This is a genomic window from Bradyrhizobium sp. Pha-3 (assembly GCF_042258325.1).
Taxonomy (GTDB): Bacteria; Pseudomonadota; Alphaproteobacteria; order Rhizobiales; family Xanthobacteraceae; genus Bradyrhizobium; species Bradyrhizobium elkanii.
The window spans coordinates 9,039,887-9,057,486 of record NZ_CP170151.1; the positions used below are offsets into that span (position 1 = coordinate 9,039,887).

At 63.6% G+C, this 17,600-nt stretch carries 14 protein-coding genes; 7 read left to right on the forward strand and 7 right to left on the reverse strand.

The window, feature by feature from the left end:
* The first annotated feature begins 112 nt into the window (after positions 1 to 112).
* Positions 113 to 1,333 carry an ABC transporter substrate-binding protein gene (locus ACE10X_RS43165; protein ID WP_028341470.1) on the forward strand — a complete coding sequence of 407 codons (1,221 nt, stop codon included), beginning with the start codon at positions 113 to 115 and terminating at the stop codon, positions 1,331 to 1,333.
* A 405-nt stretch (positions 1,334 to 1,738) separates the two neighbouring features.
* Complete coding sequence (locus tag ACE10X_RS43170; protein WP_038387645.1) at positions 1,739 to 2,965, forward strand: ABC transporter substrate-binding protein; 1,227 nt, start codon at positions 1,739 to 1,741, stop codon at positions 2,963 to 2,965.
* A gap of 229 nt (positions 2,966 to 3,194) precedes the next feature.
* Here the strand turns inward: ACE10X_RS43170 and ACE10X_RS43175 are convergent, their stop codons facing one another.
* Positions 3,195 to 3,620 (reverse strand): DUF1330 domain-containing protein, encoded by a 426-nt coding sequence (locus ACE10X_RS43175; protein ID WP_038387653.1) that lies wholly within the window; start codon positions 3,618 to 3,620, stop codon positions 3,195 to 3,197.
* A 248-nt stretch (positions 3,621 to 3,868) separates the two neighbouring features.
* On the opposite strand from ACE10X_RS43175, the gene ACE10X_RS43180 reads away from it, so the two are divergent.
* Positions 3,869 to 6,127, forward strand: a complete 2,259-nt coding sequence (locus tag ACE10X_RS43180; RefSeq protein ID WP_038387646.1) for a transglycosylase domain-containing protein — start codon at positions 3,869 to 3,871, stop codon at positions 6,125 to 6,127.
* Positions 6,128 to 6,356: 229 nt separating this feature from the next.
* On the opposite strand, the gene ACE10X_RS43185 is transcribed toward ACE10X_RS43180, so the two are convergent.
* The 4 genes from ACE10X_RS43185 to ACE10X_RS43200 form a co-directional block, all read right to left on the reverse strand.
* Positions 6,357 to 7,196 carry a M48 family metallopeptidase gene (locus tag ACE10X_RS43185; RefSeq protein ID WP_038387647.1) on the reverse strand — a complete coding sequence of 280 codons (840 nt, stop codon included), beginning with the start codon at positions 7,194 to 7,196 and terminating at the stop codon, positions 6,357 to 6,359.
* 198 nt (positions 7,197 to 7,394) lie between these two features.
* Positions 7,395 to 8,723 carry a polyhydroxyalkanoate depolymerase gene (locus tag ACE10X_RS43190; RefSeq protein WP_028341465.1) on the reverse strand — a complete coding sequence of 443 codons (1,329 nt, stop codon included), beginning with the start codon at positions 8,721 to 8,723 and terminating at the stop codon, positions 7,395 to 7,397.
* Positions 8,724 to 8,851: 128 nt separating this feature from the next.
* On the reverse strand, positions 8,852 to 9,676 hold the full coding sequence (locus tag ACE10X_RS43195; RefSeq protein ID WP_375763852.1) for an ABC transporter permease: 825 nt from the start codon (positions 9,674 to 9,676) through the stop codon (positions 8,852 to 8,854).
* On the reverse strand, positions 9,673 to 10,467 hold the full coding sequence (locus tag ACE10X_RS43200; RefSeq protein WP_038387654.1) for an ABC transporter ATP-binding protein: 795 nt from the start codon (positions 10,465 to 10,467) through the stop codon (positions 9,673 to 9,675). The genes ACE10X_RS43195 and ACE10X_RS43200 overlap by 4 nt, the downstream gene beginning before the upstream one ends.
* 140 nt (positions 10,468 to 10,607) lie before the next feature.
* On the opposite strand from ACE10X_RS43200, the gene ACE10X_RS43205 reads away from it, so the two are divergent.
* Together ACE10X_RS43205 and ACE10X_RS43210 are read left to right on the forward strand one after the other, a co-directional pair.
* Complete coding sequence (locus tag ACE10X_RS43205; RefSeq protein ID WP_028341462.1) at positions 10,608 to 11,927, forward strand: ActS/PrrB/RegB family redox-sensitive histidine kinase; 1,320 nt, start codon at positions 10,608 to 10,610, stop codon at positions 11,925 to 11,927.
* A gap of 135 nt (positions 11,928 to 12,062) precedes the next feature.
* Entirely contained in the window at positions 12,063 to 12,617 is a 555-nt protein-coding gene (locus ACE10X_RS43210; protein WP_016845514.1) for an ActR/PrrA/RegA family redox response regulator transcription factor, read from the forward strand.
* A gap of 327 nt (positions 12,618 to 12,944) precedes the next feature.
* On the opposite strand, the gene ACE10X_RS43215 is transcribed toward ACE10X_RS43210, so the two are convergent.
* Complete coding sequence (locus ACE10X_RS43215; RefSeq protein WP_038387656.1) at positions 12,945 to 13,430, reverse strand: MmcB family DNA repair protein; 486 nt, start codon at positions 13,428 to 13,430, stop codon at positions 12,945 to 12,947.
* Between the two features lie 497 nt (positions 13,431 to 13,927).
* Between ACE10X_RS43215 and ACE10X_RS43220 the strand changes: the two genes are divergently transcribed.
* Together ACE10X_RS43220 and ACE10X_RS43225 are read left to right on the forward strand one after the other, a co-directional pair.
* Complete coding sequence (locus tag ACE10X_RS43220) at positions 13,928 to 14,116, forward strand: hypothetical protein (protein ID WP_051003242.1); 189 nt, start codon at positions 13,928 to 13,930, stop codon at positions 14,114 to 14,116.
* Between the two features lie 117 nt (positions 14,117 to 14,233).
* Complete coding sequence (locus tag ACE10X_RS43225; RefSeq protein ID WP_375763853.1) at positions 14,234 to 15,934, forward strand: alpha-amylase family protein; 1,701 nt, start codon at positions 14,234 to 14,236, stop codon at positions 15,932 to 15,934.
* Here ACE10X_RS43225 and ACE10X_RS43230 read toward each other — a convergent pair.
* Positions 15,922 to 17,529, reverse strand: coding sequence for an alpha-amylase family glycosyl hydrolase (locus tag ACE10X_RS43230; protein WP_304557372.1), 1,608 nt, complete (start codon positions 17,527 to 17,529; stop codon positions 15,922 to 15,924). The genes ACE10X_RS43225 and ACE10X_RS43230 overlap by 13 nt on opposite strands.
* Positions 17,530 to 17,600: the final 71 nt, after the last annotated feature.

The window sequence follows — 17,600 nt, forward strand, 5'->3', positions numbered from 1 at the left end:
GGGTGCCTCGTCTTGCAATGCCCCCGACGTTCCTCCATCATCCCCGACAACGGTGACATCCGCCGGCCGTCGCTTGCGGACAAGATCACCGGCAACATGGGAGGTCACGGACATGAGAAGCGTGCAATTGCTCGCTGCGACGGCGCTTGCGATCGCGTTGTCGGTTACATCGGCCACCGCGCAGAAGAAATACGACGTCGGCGCGACCGACACCGAGATCAAGATCGGCCAGACCGTGCCGTTCTCGGGCCCGGCATCCGCCTATGCCGGCATCGGCAAGACCCAGGCCGCCTATATCAAGATGATCAACGAGCAGGGCGGCATCAACGGCCGCAAGCTCAACCTGATCCAGTATGACGACGCCTATTCGCCGCCGAAGGCGGTCGAGCAGGTGCGCAAGCTCGTCGAGGGCGACGAGGTGCTGTTCACGTTCCAGATCATCGGCACGCCGTCGAATGCCGCCGTGCAGAAATACCTGAATGCCAGGAAGGTGCCTCAGCTGCTCGCCTCCACCGGCGCGTCGCGCTTCTCCGATCCGCAGAATGCGCCGTGGACGATCGCGTTCAACCCGAACTACCAGTCGGAGGGACGCATCTACGCCAAATACATCCTGGCCAATCACCCGAACGCCAAGATCGGCATCTTCTACCAGAACGACGATCTCGGCCGCGACTACATCACCGGCCTGAAGAGCGGGCTCGGCGACAAGGCCGCGAGCATGATCGTCACCGAGGTATCCTACGAGCTGACCGACCCGACGGTCGATTCCCAGATCGTGAAGCTGAAGGCCGCCGGGGTCGATTTGGTGTATGACGCCTCGACACCGAAATTCGCCGCGCAGGCGATCCGCAAGATCGCCGACCTCAACTGGAACCCGGTGCACATCCTCGACATCAATGCGAGCCCGGTGTCGGCGACGCTGAAGCCGGCCGGTCTCGACATCTCCAAGGGCATCATCTCGACCAATTACGGCAAGGATCCCGCCGACCCGCAATGGAAGGACGATCCCGGCGTGAAGGCCTATTTCGCGTTCATGGACAAGTATTATCCGGAAGGCGACAAGCTCAACACCGTCAACACCTACGGCTACTCGACGGCCGAACTGCTGATCCAGGTGCTCAAGCAATGCGGCGACGACCTCACCCGCGAGAACCTGATGAAGCAGGTGACCAGCCTGAAGAAGTTCGTGCCGAGCCTCGCGCTGCCGGGCATGTCGATCACGACGGGACCGAACGACTACCGCATCAACAAACAAATGCAGATGATGAAGTTCAACGGCGAGCGCTGGGAGCTGTTCGGCCCGATCATCGAGGACACCGGACCGGCGGGCTAATGGCTTCGCCATTTAAGACCCGTCATGCTGAGGAGGCCGCGCAGCGGCCGTCTCGAAGCACGACGGCCCAGTTGGGGGCCGTTCATCCTTCGAGACGCGCTACGCGCTCCTCCAGCGACAAAGGCGTAGCCTTTGCGCGGGGATGACGGGGATAATGCGGTTGCGGCGGGAGGTTCGACGAACTCAACCCACCTTCCGTGACACGCTCGGCGCGCCCCCGAGCGTCCCTTTTTCGCATCGCCCCCTACTTTGGTTGACTGAAATCGCTCACCTTTTCGGCAGCGCTCGTCTTGCGTTGCAATAACGGTTCCTCCAGTATCCCGGCCCAGCGATGGCGACCGCGGGACCTTGAACCCGCGGACAAGATCATCGGCCAACCATCAGTCACGTGAGGGAAACAGCATCATGAGGAACGGGATTTTCCACCTGGTCACGGGAACGGCGCTCGCGATTGCGCTGTCCGCAAGTCCGGCCTTTGCGCAGAAGAAATACGATCCCGGCGCAAGCGACACCGAGATCAAGATCGGCCAGACCGTCCCCTTCTCCGGACCGGCCTCCGCCTATGCCTCGATCGGCAAGACCCAGGCGGCCTATTTCAAGATGATCAACGATCAGGGCGGCATCAACGGCCGCAAGATCAACCTGATCCAGTATGACGACGCCTATTCGCCGCCCAAGGCCGTCGAGCAGGTGCGCAAGCTCGTCGAGAGCGACGAGGTGCTCTTGACCTTCCAGATCGTCGGCACGCCGTCGAACGCCGCCGTGCAGAAATATCTCAACGCCAAGAAGGTGCCGCAGCTGTTTGCCGCCACCGGCGCCTCGAAATTCACCGACCCGAAGAACTTCCCCTGGACGCTCGGCTTCAACCCGAACTACTTCGTCGAAGGCCGCATCTACGGCCAGTACATCCTGAAGGAGCATCCCAACGCCAAGATCGGCGTGCTCTATCAGAACGACGACCTCGGCAAGGATTATCTGAACGGCATCAAGGCCGGCCTCGGCGACAAGGCCGCCAAGATGATCGTGGCCGAAGCCTCCTACGAGGTCTCCGACCCGACCATCGATTCCCAGGTGATCAAGATCAAGGATGCCGGCGCCGACCTGTTCTTCTCGGCCTCGACGCCGAAGCAGGCGGCGCAGGCGATCAAGAAGATCGCCGAGCTTGGCTGGCATCCGATCCACATCGTCGACATCAACGCGACCTCGGTCGGCGCCGTGCTGCAGCCGGCGGGCCTGGAAGCCTCCAAGGGCCTGATCAGCACCAATTACGGCAAGGATCCGGCCGATCCGCAGTGGAAGGACGATCCGGGCATGAAGCGCTATTTCGACTTCATGGCCAAGTACTATCCCGACGGCGACAAGAACTCGAACTTCAACACCTATGGCTACTCGACCGCCCAGCTGATGGTGCATGTGCTGAAGCAGTGCGGCGACGACCTGACCCGCGACAACGTGCTGAAGCAGGCGACCAACCTGAAGAATGTCGAGCTCGACATGGCGCTGCCCGGCATCAAGGGCAACACCGCGCCGAACGACTATCGCGTCAACAAGCAGCTGCAGATGATGCGCTTCAACGGCGAGCGCTGGGAGCTGTTCGGCCCGATCCTCGAGGATGCCGGCCCGGCGGGTTAGTGTTCGCGCAGGTTTGAATGCGATCGGCGGCCTCCGGGCCGCCGATTTGTTTTTGCGATGAGCGCCGCCATCTATCCCCGTCACCCCCGCGCAAAGGCTTCGCCTTTGTCGCTGGAGGAGCCGCGAAGCGGCGTCTCGAAGGATGCACGGCCACTAGCGGGGCCGTGCATCCTTCGAGACGCGCTACGCGCTCCTCAGGATGACGGGATAGAAATCTCGCTTCCTGCTCTCACCCCGGTATCTCGCCGAAATTCTTGCCTACCGGCAGCACCGCATGCCGGATCAGGCGCGAATCCTCCACGCCCGCCTGGCGGTGCTTTACGGCCTCGCGATAGACGGGATCGCGGATCATCTCGACGAAGGCGGCGACGCTCGGATATTCCGCGATGAAGCAGTGATCCCAGCGCTCCTCCTGCGGACCGATCAGCATCAGCTCGAAGCGGCCTTGCCAGACGATGCGGCCGCCGAGCCGTTCGAACACCGGTCCGCTCTCGCGGCCGTAGGCCGCATAAGCCTCCGCGCCGGTGGCCTTGCGGCCGTCGGGATAGGCGGCCCATTCGCGCAAGCGCACCAGGTTGAGCATGTGGATCGGGCCCGGCCGGTTGTTGTCCCGGAATTGCGCGAAGACGTCCTTGGTCGGATCGATATGGCCCATGCGGTGCTCCTTCGTTTTCTTGTTCCCTGGCGCGATCGCTCGATCGCGCTCTTCCATCCTGTTTGAGCATGATCTCCGCGCAAACGCTCCGCGTTTGTCGCGAGGCAAAACCGGTGTCCACTTTTCCTGATCATGCTCCTTATGTAGCATGCGCTGCCTCACCTCCTAATCCCCCGTTAAGCTTTGCGTAACCGCCCCTTAAACCGGGAACGCTAGCGTGCGTCCCTGTCAGGGTGTGAGCGTTGCGGATGGCGTGGGGACGTAAAAAAGGCGGTGGACGCAAGGAGCCGTTGTTCGGGCTTCCGGCCGCGCTTGCCGACCTCAAACTGTCGCCGTCCGATCGCATTCCCGGCGGCGACGACGACAAGCCCGCCAAATCCAAACCCAAGAGCAGCGACAGGAGCAGCGATTCCGGTAGCGAGAAACCGCGCCCGTCGCGCAGCGGCAGCAAGCGGCGCAGCAAGTCGCGCGGCCTCAGTATCGGCCGCCTGTTCTATTGGACCGCGGTGCTCGGCCTGTGGGCCGGCATTGCGGTGATCGGTGTCGTGGTGTGGGTCGGCGCGCATCTGCCGCCGATCCAGTCGCTGGAGATTCCCAAGCGTCCGCCGACGATCCAGATCGTCGGTATCGACGGCAGCGTGCTGGCGCAACGCGGCGAGATGGCCGGCGCCAACATCGCGCTGAAGGATCTGCCGCCCTATCTGCCGAAGGCCTTCATCGCGATCGAGGACCGCCGCTTCTATTCGCATTACGGCGTAGACCCGGTCGGCGTCCTGCGCGCGGCGGTGACCAACATCCTGCATCGCGGCGTCTCGCAGGGCGGCTCGACGCTGACCCAGCAGCTCGCCAAGAACCTGTTCCTGACCCAGGAGCGCACCATGCAGCGCAAGCTGCAGGAGGCCGAGCTCGCGCTCTGGCTGGAGCGCAAGCATTCCAAGAACGAGATCCTCGAGCTTTATCTCAACCGGGTCTATTTCGGTTCCGGTGCCTATGGCGTCGAGGCCGCAGCCCAGCGCTATTTCGGCAAGTCGGCGAAGAGCGTCACGCTACCGGAAGCCGCGATGCTCGCGGGGCTCGTCAAGTCGCCGTCGCGGCTGGCGCCAAACCGCAACCCGGAAGGCGCCGAGCAGCGCGCGCAGGTCGTGCTTGCGGCGATGGCCGACGCCAAGTTCATCACCGAGGCGCAGGCCAAGGCCTCGATCGGCCAGCCCTCGATTGCGGTGAAGCCGGCCGGCGCCGGCACCGTGAACTATGTCGCCGACTGGATCGGCGAAGTGCTCGACGATCTGGTCGGCCAGATCGACCAGGACATCGTGGTGCAGACCACGATCGATCCGAAGCTGCAGAACGTCGCCGAAGCCGCCATCATCGATGAGCTCGCCGCCAAGAGCGTGAAGTTCAATGTCAGCCAGGGCGCGCTGGTGGCGATGACGCCGGACGGCGCGGTGCGCGCCATGGTCGGCGGACGGAACTACTCGGAGAGCCAGTACAATCGCGCGGTCGCCGCGAAGCGGCAGCCGGGCTCGGCGTTCAAGCCGTTCGTCTATCTCACCGCGGTCGAAGCAGGGCTGACGCCGGACACCATCCGCACCGACGCGCCGCTCGACATCAAGGGCTGGAAGCCGGAGAACTACACCCACGAATATTTCGGCTCGGTGACATTGACCCAGGCGCTGGCGATGTCGCTGAACACGGTTGCGGTGCGGCTCGGCGTCGAGGTCGGCGCCAAGAATGTGGTGCGTACCGCGCACCGGCTCGGCATCTCCTCCAAGCTTGAGCCCAACGTCTCGATCGCGCTCGGCACCTCGGAGGTCTCGGTGATCGAGCTGGTCGGGGCTTATGCGCCGTTCGCCAATGGCGGCTACGTGGTGTCGCCCCACGTGGTGACCAAGATCAAGACCAGTTCGGGCAAGCTGCTCTATGACCGCCCGACCGATCCGCCCAACCAGGTGATCGAGCCGCGCTATGATTCAATGATGAACAGCATGATGCGCGAGACGCTGATTTCCGGCACCGCGCGCAAGGCGGAGATTCCGGGCTGGACCGCCGCCGGCAAGACCGGCACCAGCCAGGATTATCGCGACGCCTGGTTCATCGGCTACACCGCCAAGCTCGTCACCGGCGTCTGGCTCGGCAACGACGACAATTCACCGACCAAGAAGGCGACCGGCGGCGGCTTGCCGGTCGAAGTGTGGACCCGCTTCATGAAGGCGGCGCATCAGGGCGTGCCGGTCGCGGCGATCCCGAACTCGCAAGGCAGTTGGGGGCCGGCGAACCTGATGCAGATCTCGTCGCAGGTCACCGCGCCGTCGGCGCCGGCGGGACCGATGCAGATTCAGCCGCCGATGCAGGCACCGCAGCCGCAGGCGCCGGTGCCATCCGGCGGCGGCTATTATCGCCCGCCATCGCCGATGCCGGCCCGCGCCTCGGCGCCGCCCAACCCGAACGCGCGGCCGGAGGCGGCAGCAGGACTGGACGGCTGGCTGGCGGATCGGTTGTTTCGGTAAGGCGCCGGGCGGACGAACCGCGTAGCTTCGTAGCCCGGATGAAGCGGAGCGAAATCCGGGGACAGGTCGCGCCGCGTTGAGAGCCGCCCCGGATTGCGCTTCGCTCCATCCGGGCTACGCACGGGATCCAGTACGCCGCGGTTTATCCGCTGAAATACAACTGTCTCTGGAATACTGGATCGCCCGCTTTCGCGGGCGATGGCAGCAACGTTCGGGGCGAAGAGGTCCCCTACTCCTGAATCCCGTAGCGGTGCAGGTCGTTGCCGTAGGTATCGAGCCAGTTCTTGGCGCGCATCACCGACGCGCAGACCTTGTCGACCACCCGCCAGAACCGCGCCGAGTGGTTCATCTCGACAAGATGGGCGACCTCATGCGCGGCGAGGTAATCGAGCACGAAGGGCGGCGCCAGGATCAGCCGCCATGAGAACGACAGCGAACCCGCCGAGGTGCACGAGCCCCAGCGGCTCGACTGATCGCGGATCGATATCCGGCGTACCCGCACGCCGAGTTCCGCGGCGTGAAGCTGCGCCGCCTTCTGCAGATCCTTGCGCGCCTCGCGCTTGAGGAAGTCGTGCACGCGGCGATCCATGTGCTCGACGCCGCCGGCGACGCAAATGATCTTCTCGCCGCTGTCGCGCGTCTCGGTCCACACCGTGCCGCGCTCGCCCGAGCGGTGCACCAGGCGATGCGGCACGCCGCGCAACGGCACCACGGTGCCGGGCTGGAACGGCGCGGCCTTCGGCAAGCGGCCAAGACGGGCGGCAATCCAGCCGCCATGGAGATTGGCGAACTCCTTGGCTTCAGGAATCGTGCCGCGCGGCGGCATCGTCAGGATCGCCTCGCGATCGGTCGGATGTATCCTGAGCGTGTAGCGGCGCGCGCGCCTGTGCCGGCGCAATCTGACGGTGAAGAATTGGGAGCCGTGTCTGACCAATACGGTCGCGGGTTCGGCAGGCCGCCGATAGAGGAGCGCGCGAGTAGCCATTTCTGAGAGTCCGGGGAGCAGGAGTTCGCCCGAACTTTGCCATATCCGCCGCCAGGGAAAGCGCTCAGCGCAAAAACAAATCATTTGCCCAATATACAGGGGCTGGCCGTTAATTGACCTCTACCGGCAGGGGTCGGAACCGGAATTTTTCTAATGAATCGGAGTCGCGAACAAGGCTCAAAGGATGAAGTTAAATTCACCCCTTGAGCTTTGCCCGATTTGAGATTCTTTTAGTTAAATCAGTGGCTTGCGTGACCACGAAAATCGCGGCCGGGGCGATACCTATTCGGCGGCGGCGACCAGGGAAAGCCGCGTATTGGCCGCCGAAACCATGAAATCGGAGATTCGCGGCACGATTTCGGAGCGGAAACGCGAGCCGTTGAACACGCCGTAGTGCCCGACGCCCTTCTGCACGTAATGCACGCGGCGATGGTTCGGAATCGCGGTGCAGAGCGCGTGCGTCGCCTCGGTTTGACCGAGGCCGGAGATGTCGTCCTTCTCGCCTTCAACCGTCATCAGCGCGACGCGGCGGATCTTCGACGGATCGACCGGCTTGCCGCGATGGGTCATCTCGCCCTTCGGCAGCGCGTGCTTGACGAAGACGAGATCGACGGTCTGCAGGTAATATTCGGCGGTGAGGTCCATCACCGCGAGATATTCGTCATAGAATTCGCGGTGCTTGTCGACGAGATCGCCGTCACCCTTGACCAGATTGGCAAACAGCGCCTTGTGCGCGTCCATGTGCCGGTCGAGGTTCATGCTGATGAAGCCGTTGAGCTGCAGGAAGCCCGGATAGACGTCACGCATCACGCCCGGATGCGGGAACGGCACCTTGGTGATGACATTGTTGCGGAACCACTCGATGCCGCGCTCTTCCGCGAGGTTGTTGACCGCGGTCGGATTGCGCCTGGTGTCGATCGGCCCGCCCATCAGCGTCATCGACAGCGGCACGAACGGGTCGTTATTGGCTTCCATCACCGAAACAGCCGCCACGACAGGCACCGAAGGCTGGCACACCGCGATGACGTGCATGTTGCCGCCGAGCGCGTGCAGCATCTCGATCAGGTAGTCGACATAGTCCTCGAGATCGAACCGGCCGGCCGCGAGCGGCACCATGCGCGCATCGGCCCAATCGGTGATGTAGACCTCGTGCGTCGGCAGGAACGCCTCGACCGTGCCACGCAGCAGCGTTGCATAGTGGCCGGACATCGGCGCCACGATCAGCACGCGCGGCTGCGGCGAGCGCAACGGCCGCGTCAGCTTGCGATCGAAATGCAGCAGGCGGCAGAACGGCTTTTCCCAGATCGAACGGACCTCGACCGGGGTGCGGATGCCGTTGACCTCGGTCGTCGGCAGGTTCCATTCGGGCTTGCCGTAGCGGCGCGTGGTGCGCTCGAACAGCTCACAGCCGGCGGCGATCGACTTGCCGAACTCGGTGTGGGTCCACGGATTGAGCGGATTCTGAAACAGGATCTTGGTGGCGTCGGTCACCGCGCGCACCGGGTTGAGCGACGCATGCGCCATCTCGTACATCCAGTACAACGGCGTCGTGAGTGCCGGGCTGCCTTCCGCCGCTAGTGGCGGGGCACCGCCAAATTCACCGATGGGCATAGTATTTTCAGACCCCTGTTTTGCGCCGCAGCATACTGACCAATGCGTAACAATGCGTCAATGCGCCGCGAGCCGAATCTGGGGTCGATATCGGGCTAATACACCGAGAATCCACGAGAAAGTGACATTTATTCACCACCGGCGAGCAGCGAGCCGTTGCGCTTGGCGCTCTGCAAAAGGGCAAGGAAGATCGCAAAAGAGGCAGCGAACAGGACCGCGTTGATGACCAGCGCCCACGCCATCAGGTCGGCGCGGAAGACGTGATCGATCAACAGCGAGCGCATGCCTTCGAACACGTAAGTCGGCGGCAGCGTCCAGGCGACAGCTTGCAGCCAGGCCGGCAGCACCTCGACCGGATAATAGATGCAGGCGAGCGGCATCACCGCGAACATCAGCGTCCAGACGATGCTTTCCGCCCCTAACCCGTTGCGCAGCACGAGGCCCGAGGCGAACACGCCGACCGACCAGCTTGTGAAGATCAGATTGCAGAAGAACGCGATCAGCGACAGCCCGATGGCGTAGAAGTTGAAGCCGAAAAAGAACAGCGCCAGCAGCGTCATCGGGATCACGCCGATGGCGAGCCGGATCAGGCTCATGATCATCAGCGAGAGCAGGAATTCGATCGGCTTCAGCGGGCTCATCATCAGGTTGCCGAGATTGCGCGCCCACATCTCCTCCAGGAACGAGATCGAGAAGCCGAGCTGCCCTCGGAACAGGATGTCCCACAGGATCACGGCGCCGATCAGCGTGCCGCCCGCCTTGGCGAAGAAGCCGGATGCCTGCGAGATGTAATTCTGCAGGAAGCCCCAGGTGATGATCTGCAATGCCGGCCAGTAGACCAGCTCCAGCAGCCGCGGCCATGACGACATCAAGAGATACCAATAGCGCAGCACCATCGCGTTGATGCGTTGCAGTGAAATGGCGTGCTGGTGCTGGCTGACGAGTTCGCTCATGGTGCACCCTCCCGCACCCGGCCGCGCGCCACGTCGAGAAACACCTCCTCCAGCGTGTCGCGGTTGTAGCGCGCCATGATCCGCTCGGGGCTGTCGTCGTCCTCGATCTTGCCGCGCTTCATGATGATGACGCGGTCGCAGAGGCGCTCGACCTCCAGCATGTTGTGTGACGCCAGCAGGATGGTCGCGTTATGGGTCTTGCGATAGGTCTCGAGATGCTGCCGCACCCAGTCGGCGGTATCCGGGTCGAGCGATGCGGTCGGCTCGTCGAGCAGCAAGAGGTCCGGCTCGTTGATCAGCGCCTTCGCCAGCGCGACGCGGGTCTTCTGCCCGGCGGAGAGCTTGCCGTTGGAGCGGTCGAGGAATTCCTTGAGATCGAGATCGTCGGCGAGCTGGTCGATCCGGTCGCGCAAATTCTGCACGGCATAGAGACGGCCGAAAATGGTCAGGTTCTGCCGCACCGTGAGCCGCATCGGCATGTCGACATAGGGGCTTTCGAAATTCATCCGGCCGAGCACATCGTAGCGCTGCTCAGGGATTCGTGCACCGAGCACCTCGACGCTGCCCGAGGTCGGCAGCACCAGGCCCATGATCATCGCGATCGTCGTGGTCTTGCCGGCGCCGTTGCCGCCGAGCAGGCCGGTGATGCTGCCGCGCGCGATACGGAACGAGATATCGTCGACCGCGCGGGTGGTCTTGTAGAGCTTGACCAGATGCGCGACGTCGATCGCGGCCGATCCGCCCCGATCGACCGCCGGCGCTTGCGCCTGACCTGTCCCGACCTGTTGCATATGGCCGTCATTGAGCCATTGCGACAATAAGCGCAAGGCTCGGCGTAATTAAAGGCTTGGCGGTAATTAAACGCTTGCCCTGCATCGTTGCGCTAAGTTGCGAATTTGTGCGCCGCCCACTGCGCAGCTAAGGTCCAGGAATGACCGACGTCGCTTCCGATTTCCGCCAACCCCGCCGCTACGTCCGCCTGGATACGATCCTGCGGCTGCGCTGGCTCGCCGCGCTCGGCCAGCTCGTCGCCATCTTCATCGTGGCGCAGGGACTGGAATTCGACGTTCCGATCGTCCCATGCGTCACCATCGTGACGTTCTCGGCGCTGCTCAATCTGGCGCTTCAGATCGCGTTCAACCCGATGCAGCGGCTGGAGCCCGCCTATGCCGCCGCGCTGCTCGCTTTCAACATCGTCGAGCTCGGCGGGCTCTTGTACTTCACCGGCGGATTGCAGAACCCGTTCTCGTTCCTGTTCCTGGCACCAGTCCTGATCTCGGCCACCGTGCTGCCGATCCGGCTGACGATCGCGCTCGGCTGCCTTGCGGTCGCCTGCGCTTCGGCACTGTTCTTCTACCATCTGCCGCTGCCCTGGGACGCCGACGATCCCTTGGTGCTGCCGCCGATCTATCTGATCGGCGTCTGGCTTTCGATCCTGCTCGCGATCGGTGTCACCAGCCTTTACGCATTCCAGGTGACCGAGGAAGCGCGCCAGCTCTCCGATGCGCTCGCCGCGACCGAGCTGGTGCTGACACGCGAACAGCACCTGACCCAGCTCGACGGCCTCGCTGCCGCCGCCGCGCATGAGCTCGGCACGCCGCTGTCGACGATCTTCCTGATCTCGCGCGAGCTCGAGAAGACGGTGCATGACCCGGCGATCGCCGGCGACCTCAAGACCCTGCGCGAGCAGGCGCAGCGCTGCCGCGACATCCTGAGCAAGATCGCGCAATTGTCATCGAGCGGCGCGCCGTTCGACACCATGAAGCTGTCGACCTTGATCGAGGAGGCGGTGGCGCCGCATCGCGATTTCGGCATCAACATCAAGGTGCGGCTTGCTGTCGCAGCAACGCCTGAACCGGTCGCCGCGCGCAATCCGGCGATCCTCTATGGCGTCGGAAACATTCTCGAAAATGCGGTCGATTTCGCGCACCAGACCGTCGAGGTGAACGCGTGGTGGAACGCCGAGACCGTTGAGGTCGTCGTTTCCGACGACGGTCCGGGCATCGCGCCCGATATGCTGAAGCGGATCGGCGAGCCGTATCTGTCACGCCGCCGGGGTGCGGATGAGGCCCAAAACCCACGTGGGGGCCTCGGTCTGGGCGTTTTCATCGCAAGGACGCTGCTGGAACGCACCGGCGCCAAGGTGTCGTTTACCAATCGCACCTTCCCCGATCACGGCGCCGTGGTGCAGATCGTCTGGCCGCGAGAGAGCTTCGAGGAATCCGCGCCGGGCGACGAAACCGAATCCTAAGAACGATTCTTAACTCGCAACTCTGGCATTACGGATGCATTGCTCTTTCCAGACAAGCACGCGACTTTCGGCTGCCTTGGCAGCGCCACGGTAGGACCCCATATTGTTGGTGTCTGCCACAGGGAAAAATGGACCGTGAACGCCATCACTGAATTGAATGACCATGCTGACCGCTCGCTCCTCATTGTTGAGGACGACAAGCCGTTCCTGGAACGCCTGTCGCGCGCGATGGAGACGCGCGGCTTCGCAGTGAAGTCATGCGACACGGTGTCTGATGGTCTCGCCGAGATCGGCCGCGCCGCGCCCGCTTTCGCGGTCGTCGACCTCCGGCTCGGCGACGGCAATGGCCTCGACGTCGTTTCGGCGTTGAAGCGCAAGCGCCCCGAGGCGCGCGCGATCGTGCTGACCGGCTACGGTAACATCGCCACCGCCGTCACCGCGGTGAAGATGGGCGCCGTCGATTATCTCTCGAAGCCCGCCGACGCCGATGACGTCGTCGCCGCGCTGCTCGCGACCGGCACCGAGAAGTCCGAGCTGCCGGCCAATCCGATGTCGGCGGACCGCGTGCGCTGGGAGCACATTCAGCGCATCTACGAGATGTGCAACCGCAACGTCTCAGAGACCGCGCGCCGTCTCAACATGCACCGCCGCACCTTGCAGCGCATCCTCGCCAAGCGCGCGCCGCGGTAAGCGATCGCTTCATTTGTTTTCGCGATGGCCGGGCTAGTCCCGGCCATTTGCTTTTTCGATCTCCTGTAGCCCGGATGGAGCGCAGCGAAATCCGGGACAGACCATCCGCGGATCGGCCTTCCCGAATTGCGCTGCGCTCCATCCGGGCTACGTAGCTCGACCCACCTCACGATTTAATCACCGTCACCCTGAGGAGGCCGCGAAGCGGTCGTCTCGAAGGGTCGACGGCCACCGGCCGGGCCGATTCATCCTTCGAGGCTCGCCCAGCGGCGCAATTGCGCCGCAAGGCTCGCGCCTCAGGATGACGGGCAACGACCATGTTCTTCGCTAAAAGTCGCTGTGCCCCTGCGGATCGACGAGGCGGTTGATCCGCTGCGCCGCGGCCATGGCAAAGCGCACCGTCATCGCCTTGCGGGTGGCCGCCGGCAGGCGATGCTCCGGCGCCTCGCAGTGCAGATGCGCGCCATAGGCGTCGGCGATGATCAAACCGGTGTCGACGGGAAAGATCTCGCACGGCAGATCCTGCGTGAAGGCGAAGAACAGCCGGTCGCAATGCATCCGGTAGTCCTGCCATTTCTGGTCGGCGCGCAGATCCTCGACCGATGACTTGATCTCGACGATCCAGATCTCGCCGCGCTCGTTCAGCGCGACCAGATCGGCTCTTCGGCCGGACGGCAGCGGCAATTCGCTGATGCAGGAAAATCCCAGCGATCTCAGAAGCCTCGCAGTGCCGCGCGCGATCGCAAGCGCAGTCTCCGACTGGCGTCGGTCGGGCGCGGGCACAAGCGCGATCTGGCGGGCGGATGAGTCCATTGCGCGAAGATTAGCCGATTCCGCGAGAGCATGATCCGGAAAAGTGGAAGCCGGTTTTACGCGAAGATCATGCTCCAGCCGATAGAGCGCGGCAGCGCCGGAATCGGCCGAAAATTCGCGAGGAAGGCGCCTTGATTCCGGCCTCATCGCACCGCGAAGCCGACGGAACCTGGTTCCGAGGGACACGGCCAGATCGTCACCATCGATACGCCGTTCGACGAGGACATCATCATCCTGCAGCGCCAGATCAACGGCACCGTGATCCCCTACGGTCCGCGCGCACTGCAGAAGCGAACGGAATCCAAGACCCAGCAGCTGGCGAGCGTCGCCGCGGCTTCGCCGGCCCGTGCGTCGGAGATGGTAAGCTTCATCGCAAGCGCGCCAAAGCGACGTCGGAGGCGGTCACCGGCGACGGTGATCTGGTCGCCGACGTCGCGGTCGGCCGCAACGATGTAGCAAAGGTCACGGACGAGGATCTGCCGGACAACCTCCGCGCCATGAAGTCAGAAGCACGCAGCGCCGAGATCGACAAGCAGATCGTCCAGCGCAAGGCGCCGAACGAGAAGCTCGCCGCGCTGCTCGCCAAGCGCGACAAATACGTCGCCGAGCACCGCAAGAGCGCGCCGAAGGCGTCATCGTTCGATCGCGTCGTCGAAGACACGTTGAAGGCGCAAATCAAGCGGTAGCCACTCGGCGCCGAGCGTCGTCCGGCTCCTTGCGGGACGGCGCTCGCAGGAACCCGTCGCCGCCTCACCGCTTATCCTCCCGGCCGCCGCCACGGGTGGACCGAAGAGGATTGCCTGGTGATCGACGACCTCTGGTACAAGAACGGAGTGATCTACTGCCTGTCGGTTGGCACCTACATGGATGCCAACGGCGATGGCATCGGTGATTTCAGCGGCCTGCTGCGACGCCTGGACTATTTGCACGGGCTCGGCATCACCGCGATCTGGCTGATGCCGTTTCAGCCTTCGCCCAACAGGGACGACGGCTACGACATCTCGGACTATTACGACGTCGATCCGCGCTACGGCACGCTGGGTGATTTCGTTGAATTCACCCATGGCTGCCAGCAGCGCGGCATCCGCGTCATCATCGATCTCGTCGTCAATCACACCTCGGATCAGCACGCCTGGTTTCGATCAGCGCGCAGCTCGAAGGACTCGCCGCACCGCGACTGGTACGTCTGGTCGGACAAGAAGCCCGCCAATGCCAATACCGGCATGGTATTTCCCGGCGTTCAGAAATCGACCTGGACGCGCGACAAGCAAGCCGGTGCCTGGTACTTTCATCGCTTCTACGATTTCCAGCCGGACCTCAACACATCGAACCCGCATGTGCAGGCCGAGATCCTCAAGATCATGGGGTTCTGGATCCAGCTCGGCGTCTCGGGCTTCCGCATGGACGCCGTGCCGTTCGTGATCGCGACCAAAGGCGCCTCCAGGCGCAAGCCGGTCGAGCAGTACGACATGCTGCGATCGTTTCGGGAATTCCTGCAATGGCGCCAGGGCAACGCGATCATCCTCGCGGAAGCCAACGTATTGCCCGAGACCGACATGGAATATTTCGGGCGTGACGGCGACCGGATGCACATGATGTTTAACTTCCACGTCAATCAGCACCTGTTCTACGCGCTGGCGTCGGCGGATACGAAGCCGCTGGCGAAGGCCCTGACAGCAACCAAGCCACGGCCCGCGACCGCACAATGGGGCTTGTTCCTGCGCAATCATGATGAACTCGACCTGGGCCGCCTCACCAAGCCGCAGCGCGAGACGGTGTTCAAGGCATTCGGTGCCGACAAGAGCATGCAGCTCTACGACCGGGGCATCCGGCGACGGCTTGCGCCCATGCTGGGCGGCGACCGCCGACGCATCGAGCTCGCTTACAGCGTGATGTGCACGCTTCCCGGCACGCCCGTGATTCGCTACGGCGATGAGCTCGGCATGGGCGACAATCTCGACCTGCCCGAGCGCGGTTGCGCGCGCACGCCGATGCAATGGTCGACCGAGCCGCACGCCGGCTTCACCGAAAGCGATCGGCCATGTGTGCCCATCATCGACAATGGACCGTATGGCTATGAGCACGTCAACGCGGCCAAGCAACGGCGCGACCCCAATTCGATGCTGAACTGGACCGAGCGGATCGTCCGCATGCGCAAGGAAGTCCCCGAGGTCGGCTGGGGGGATTTCAAGGTCATCGCAACCCGAAATCCCGCCATCCTGATCGTCCGGTACGACTGGCGTAACAACTCGGTGCTGTTCGTGCACAATTTCGCGGAAAAGCCGCTCGAGATATCTTTCAACGTCAGGCTGCCCGACGACGCCGGCAATCTCCTCGTCAATCTCCTGACCGAGGACCACAGCCGCGCCGACGATGCCGGTCGCCACAAGCTTCTGATCGAGGCCTATGGCTATCGCTGGTATCGGGTCGGTGGGCTCGATTACCTGCTCAAGCGCAGCGACATCGATACCAATGAGCCCCGCACACGGCGTCAATCGTCCTGATGCGGTCCGAGGATCACGCCCTCATTGGCGCGCAGATCGAGCACGCCTTCGACCTTCTCGCCCTGCCGGTCCATCAAGGTCGACAGGAGGACTTCATTGCTGAAGCCGATCGCGCTTGAGGAGACCGACGCGGCGGCCGCGCCGAAGTTCAGCGCGATCACAGCCACGCCCTCAATGCTACGCCGCCGGTAGAGCAGCACATCACCGTGCGCCGCCACCGGCTCATAGCTGCCATGGACGAGCTGCGGCAGCCTTCGCCGCAGCGCGATCAGCGCCTTGTAGAGATTGAGGATCGACGCCCGCTCTTCCTCGAGACTTGCGACATTGTCGCTGGCAAAATCCTGCGCCAGCGGCAGCCACGGCGGGGCCGTCGAGAAGCCGGCATGGCGCTCGGCGCTCCATTGCATCGGCGTGCGGCAGCCGTCACGGCCGACGCCGATGTCCGGCACGTTCTTCTCGAAGGGATCGCGCACCTGATCCGGCGCAATCGCAACCTGGCGCATGCCGATCTCGTCGCCGTAATAGAGCGTCGGCGTGCCGCGCAGCGTCAGCAGCAGCATCGCGGCGACCGGCGCCTGCGCCGGCCCCACCCGGCTCGCCACCCGCGGCCGGTCATGATTGCCGAGCACCCAGTTCGGCCACGCACCCGGCGGCAGCGCCTTTTCGTAGTCGGCGATGATCATCTCGACCGCTCGCGCACTCCACAAGGTCGACAGCAGCGCGAAGTTGAACGGCATCTGCGCGCCGCGCAGATCGTTGCCGTAATAGGCAACCAGCCGGTGCAGCGGCAGATAGATCTCGCCGATCAGCACGCGGTTGTCGAATTCCTCGGTGACGCCGCGCATCTCGGTGATGACCGTGTGCACCTCGAGCTGATCGGTCGAATATTGCGTCAGCAGCTTTTCGTGCGGCGGCCGGTCCGCGCGATAATGCGGGTTCGTCGGGTTATCGCGGAAGTCGGCATCCTTGATCAGGTGCCAGATCACGTCGACGCGAAAGCCGTCGACGCCCTTGCGCAGCCAGAAGCGCATCACGTCGTAGATCGCGTCCCTGACCTCGCGATTGCGCCAGTTGAGATCGGGCTGCTGCGCAAGGAAGGCGTGATAATAGTATTGGCCCGAGGGCTCGTCATACGCCCAGGCACTGCCTCCGAACTCGGACAGCCAGTTGTTGGGCGGGCCGCCGTCCGGCGCCGGATCGCGCCAGATGTACCAGTCGCGTTTGGGGTTGTCGCGCGAGCTCTTCGCCTCGATGAACCAGGGATGCTGGTCGGATGTGTGGTTCGGCACCAGATCGAGGATCAGCTTGAGGCCGGAATCGTGCGCGGCCGCGACCAGCGCGTCGAAATCCTCCATTGTCCCGAACAGCGGATCGATGCCGGTGTAATCGGAGATATCGTAGCCGAAATCGGCCATCGGCGATGAAAAGATCGGCGACAGCCACACCGCGTCGACGCCAAGCCGCGTCAGATAGGGCAACCGCGCGATGATCCCCTTGAGATCGCCGACGCCGTCACCGTCGCTATCTCCGAACGAGCGCGGATAGACCTGATAGAAAATGCCGCGTCGCCACCAGTCCCGGTCGTCCTGATCCATCCCGTCCCCCAAGCTCGCAGCCCGGCCCAGGCCGCCCCGCGCCCGGGGCGGCCGATCGGTTCAGGGATGAC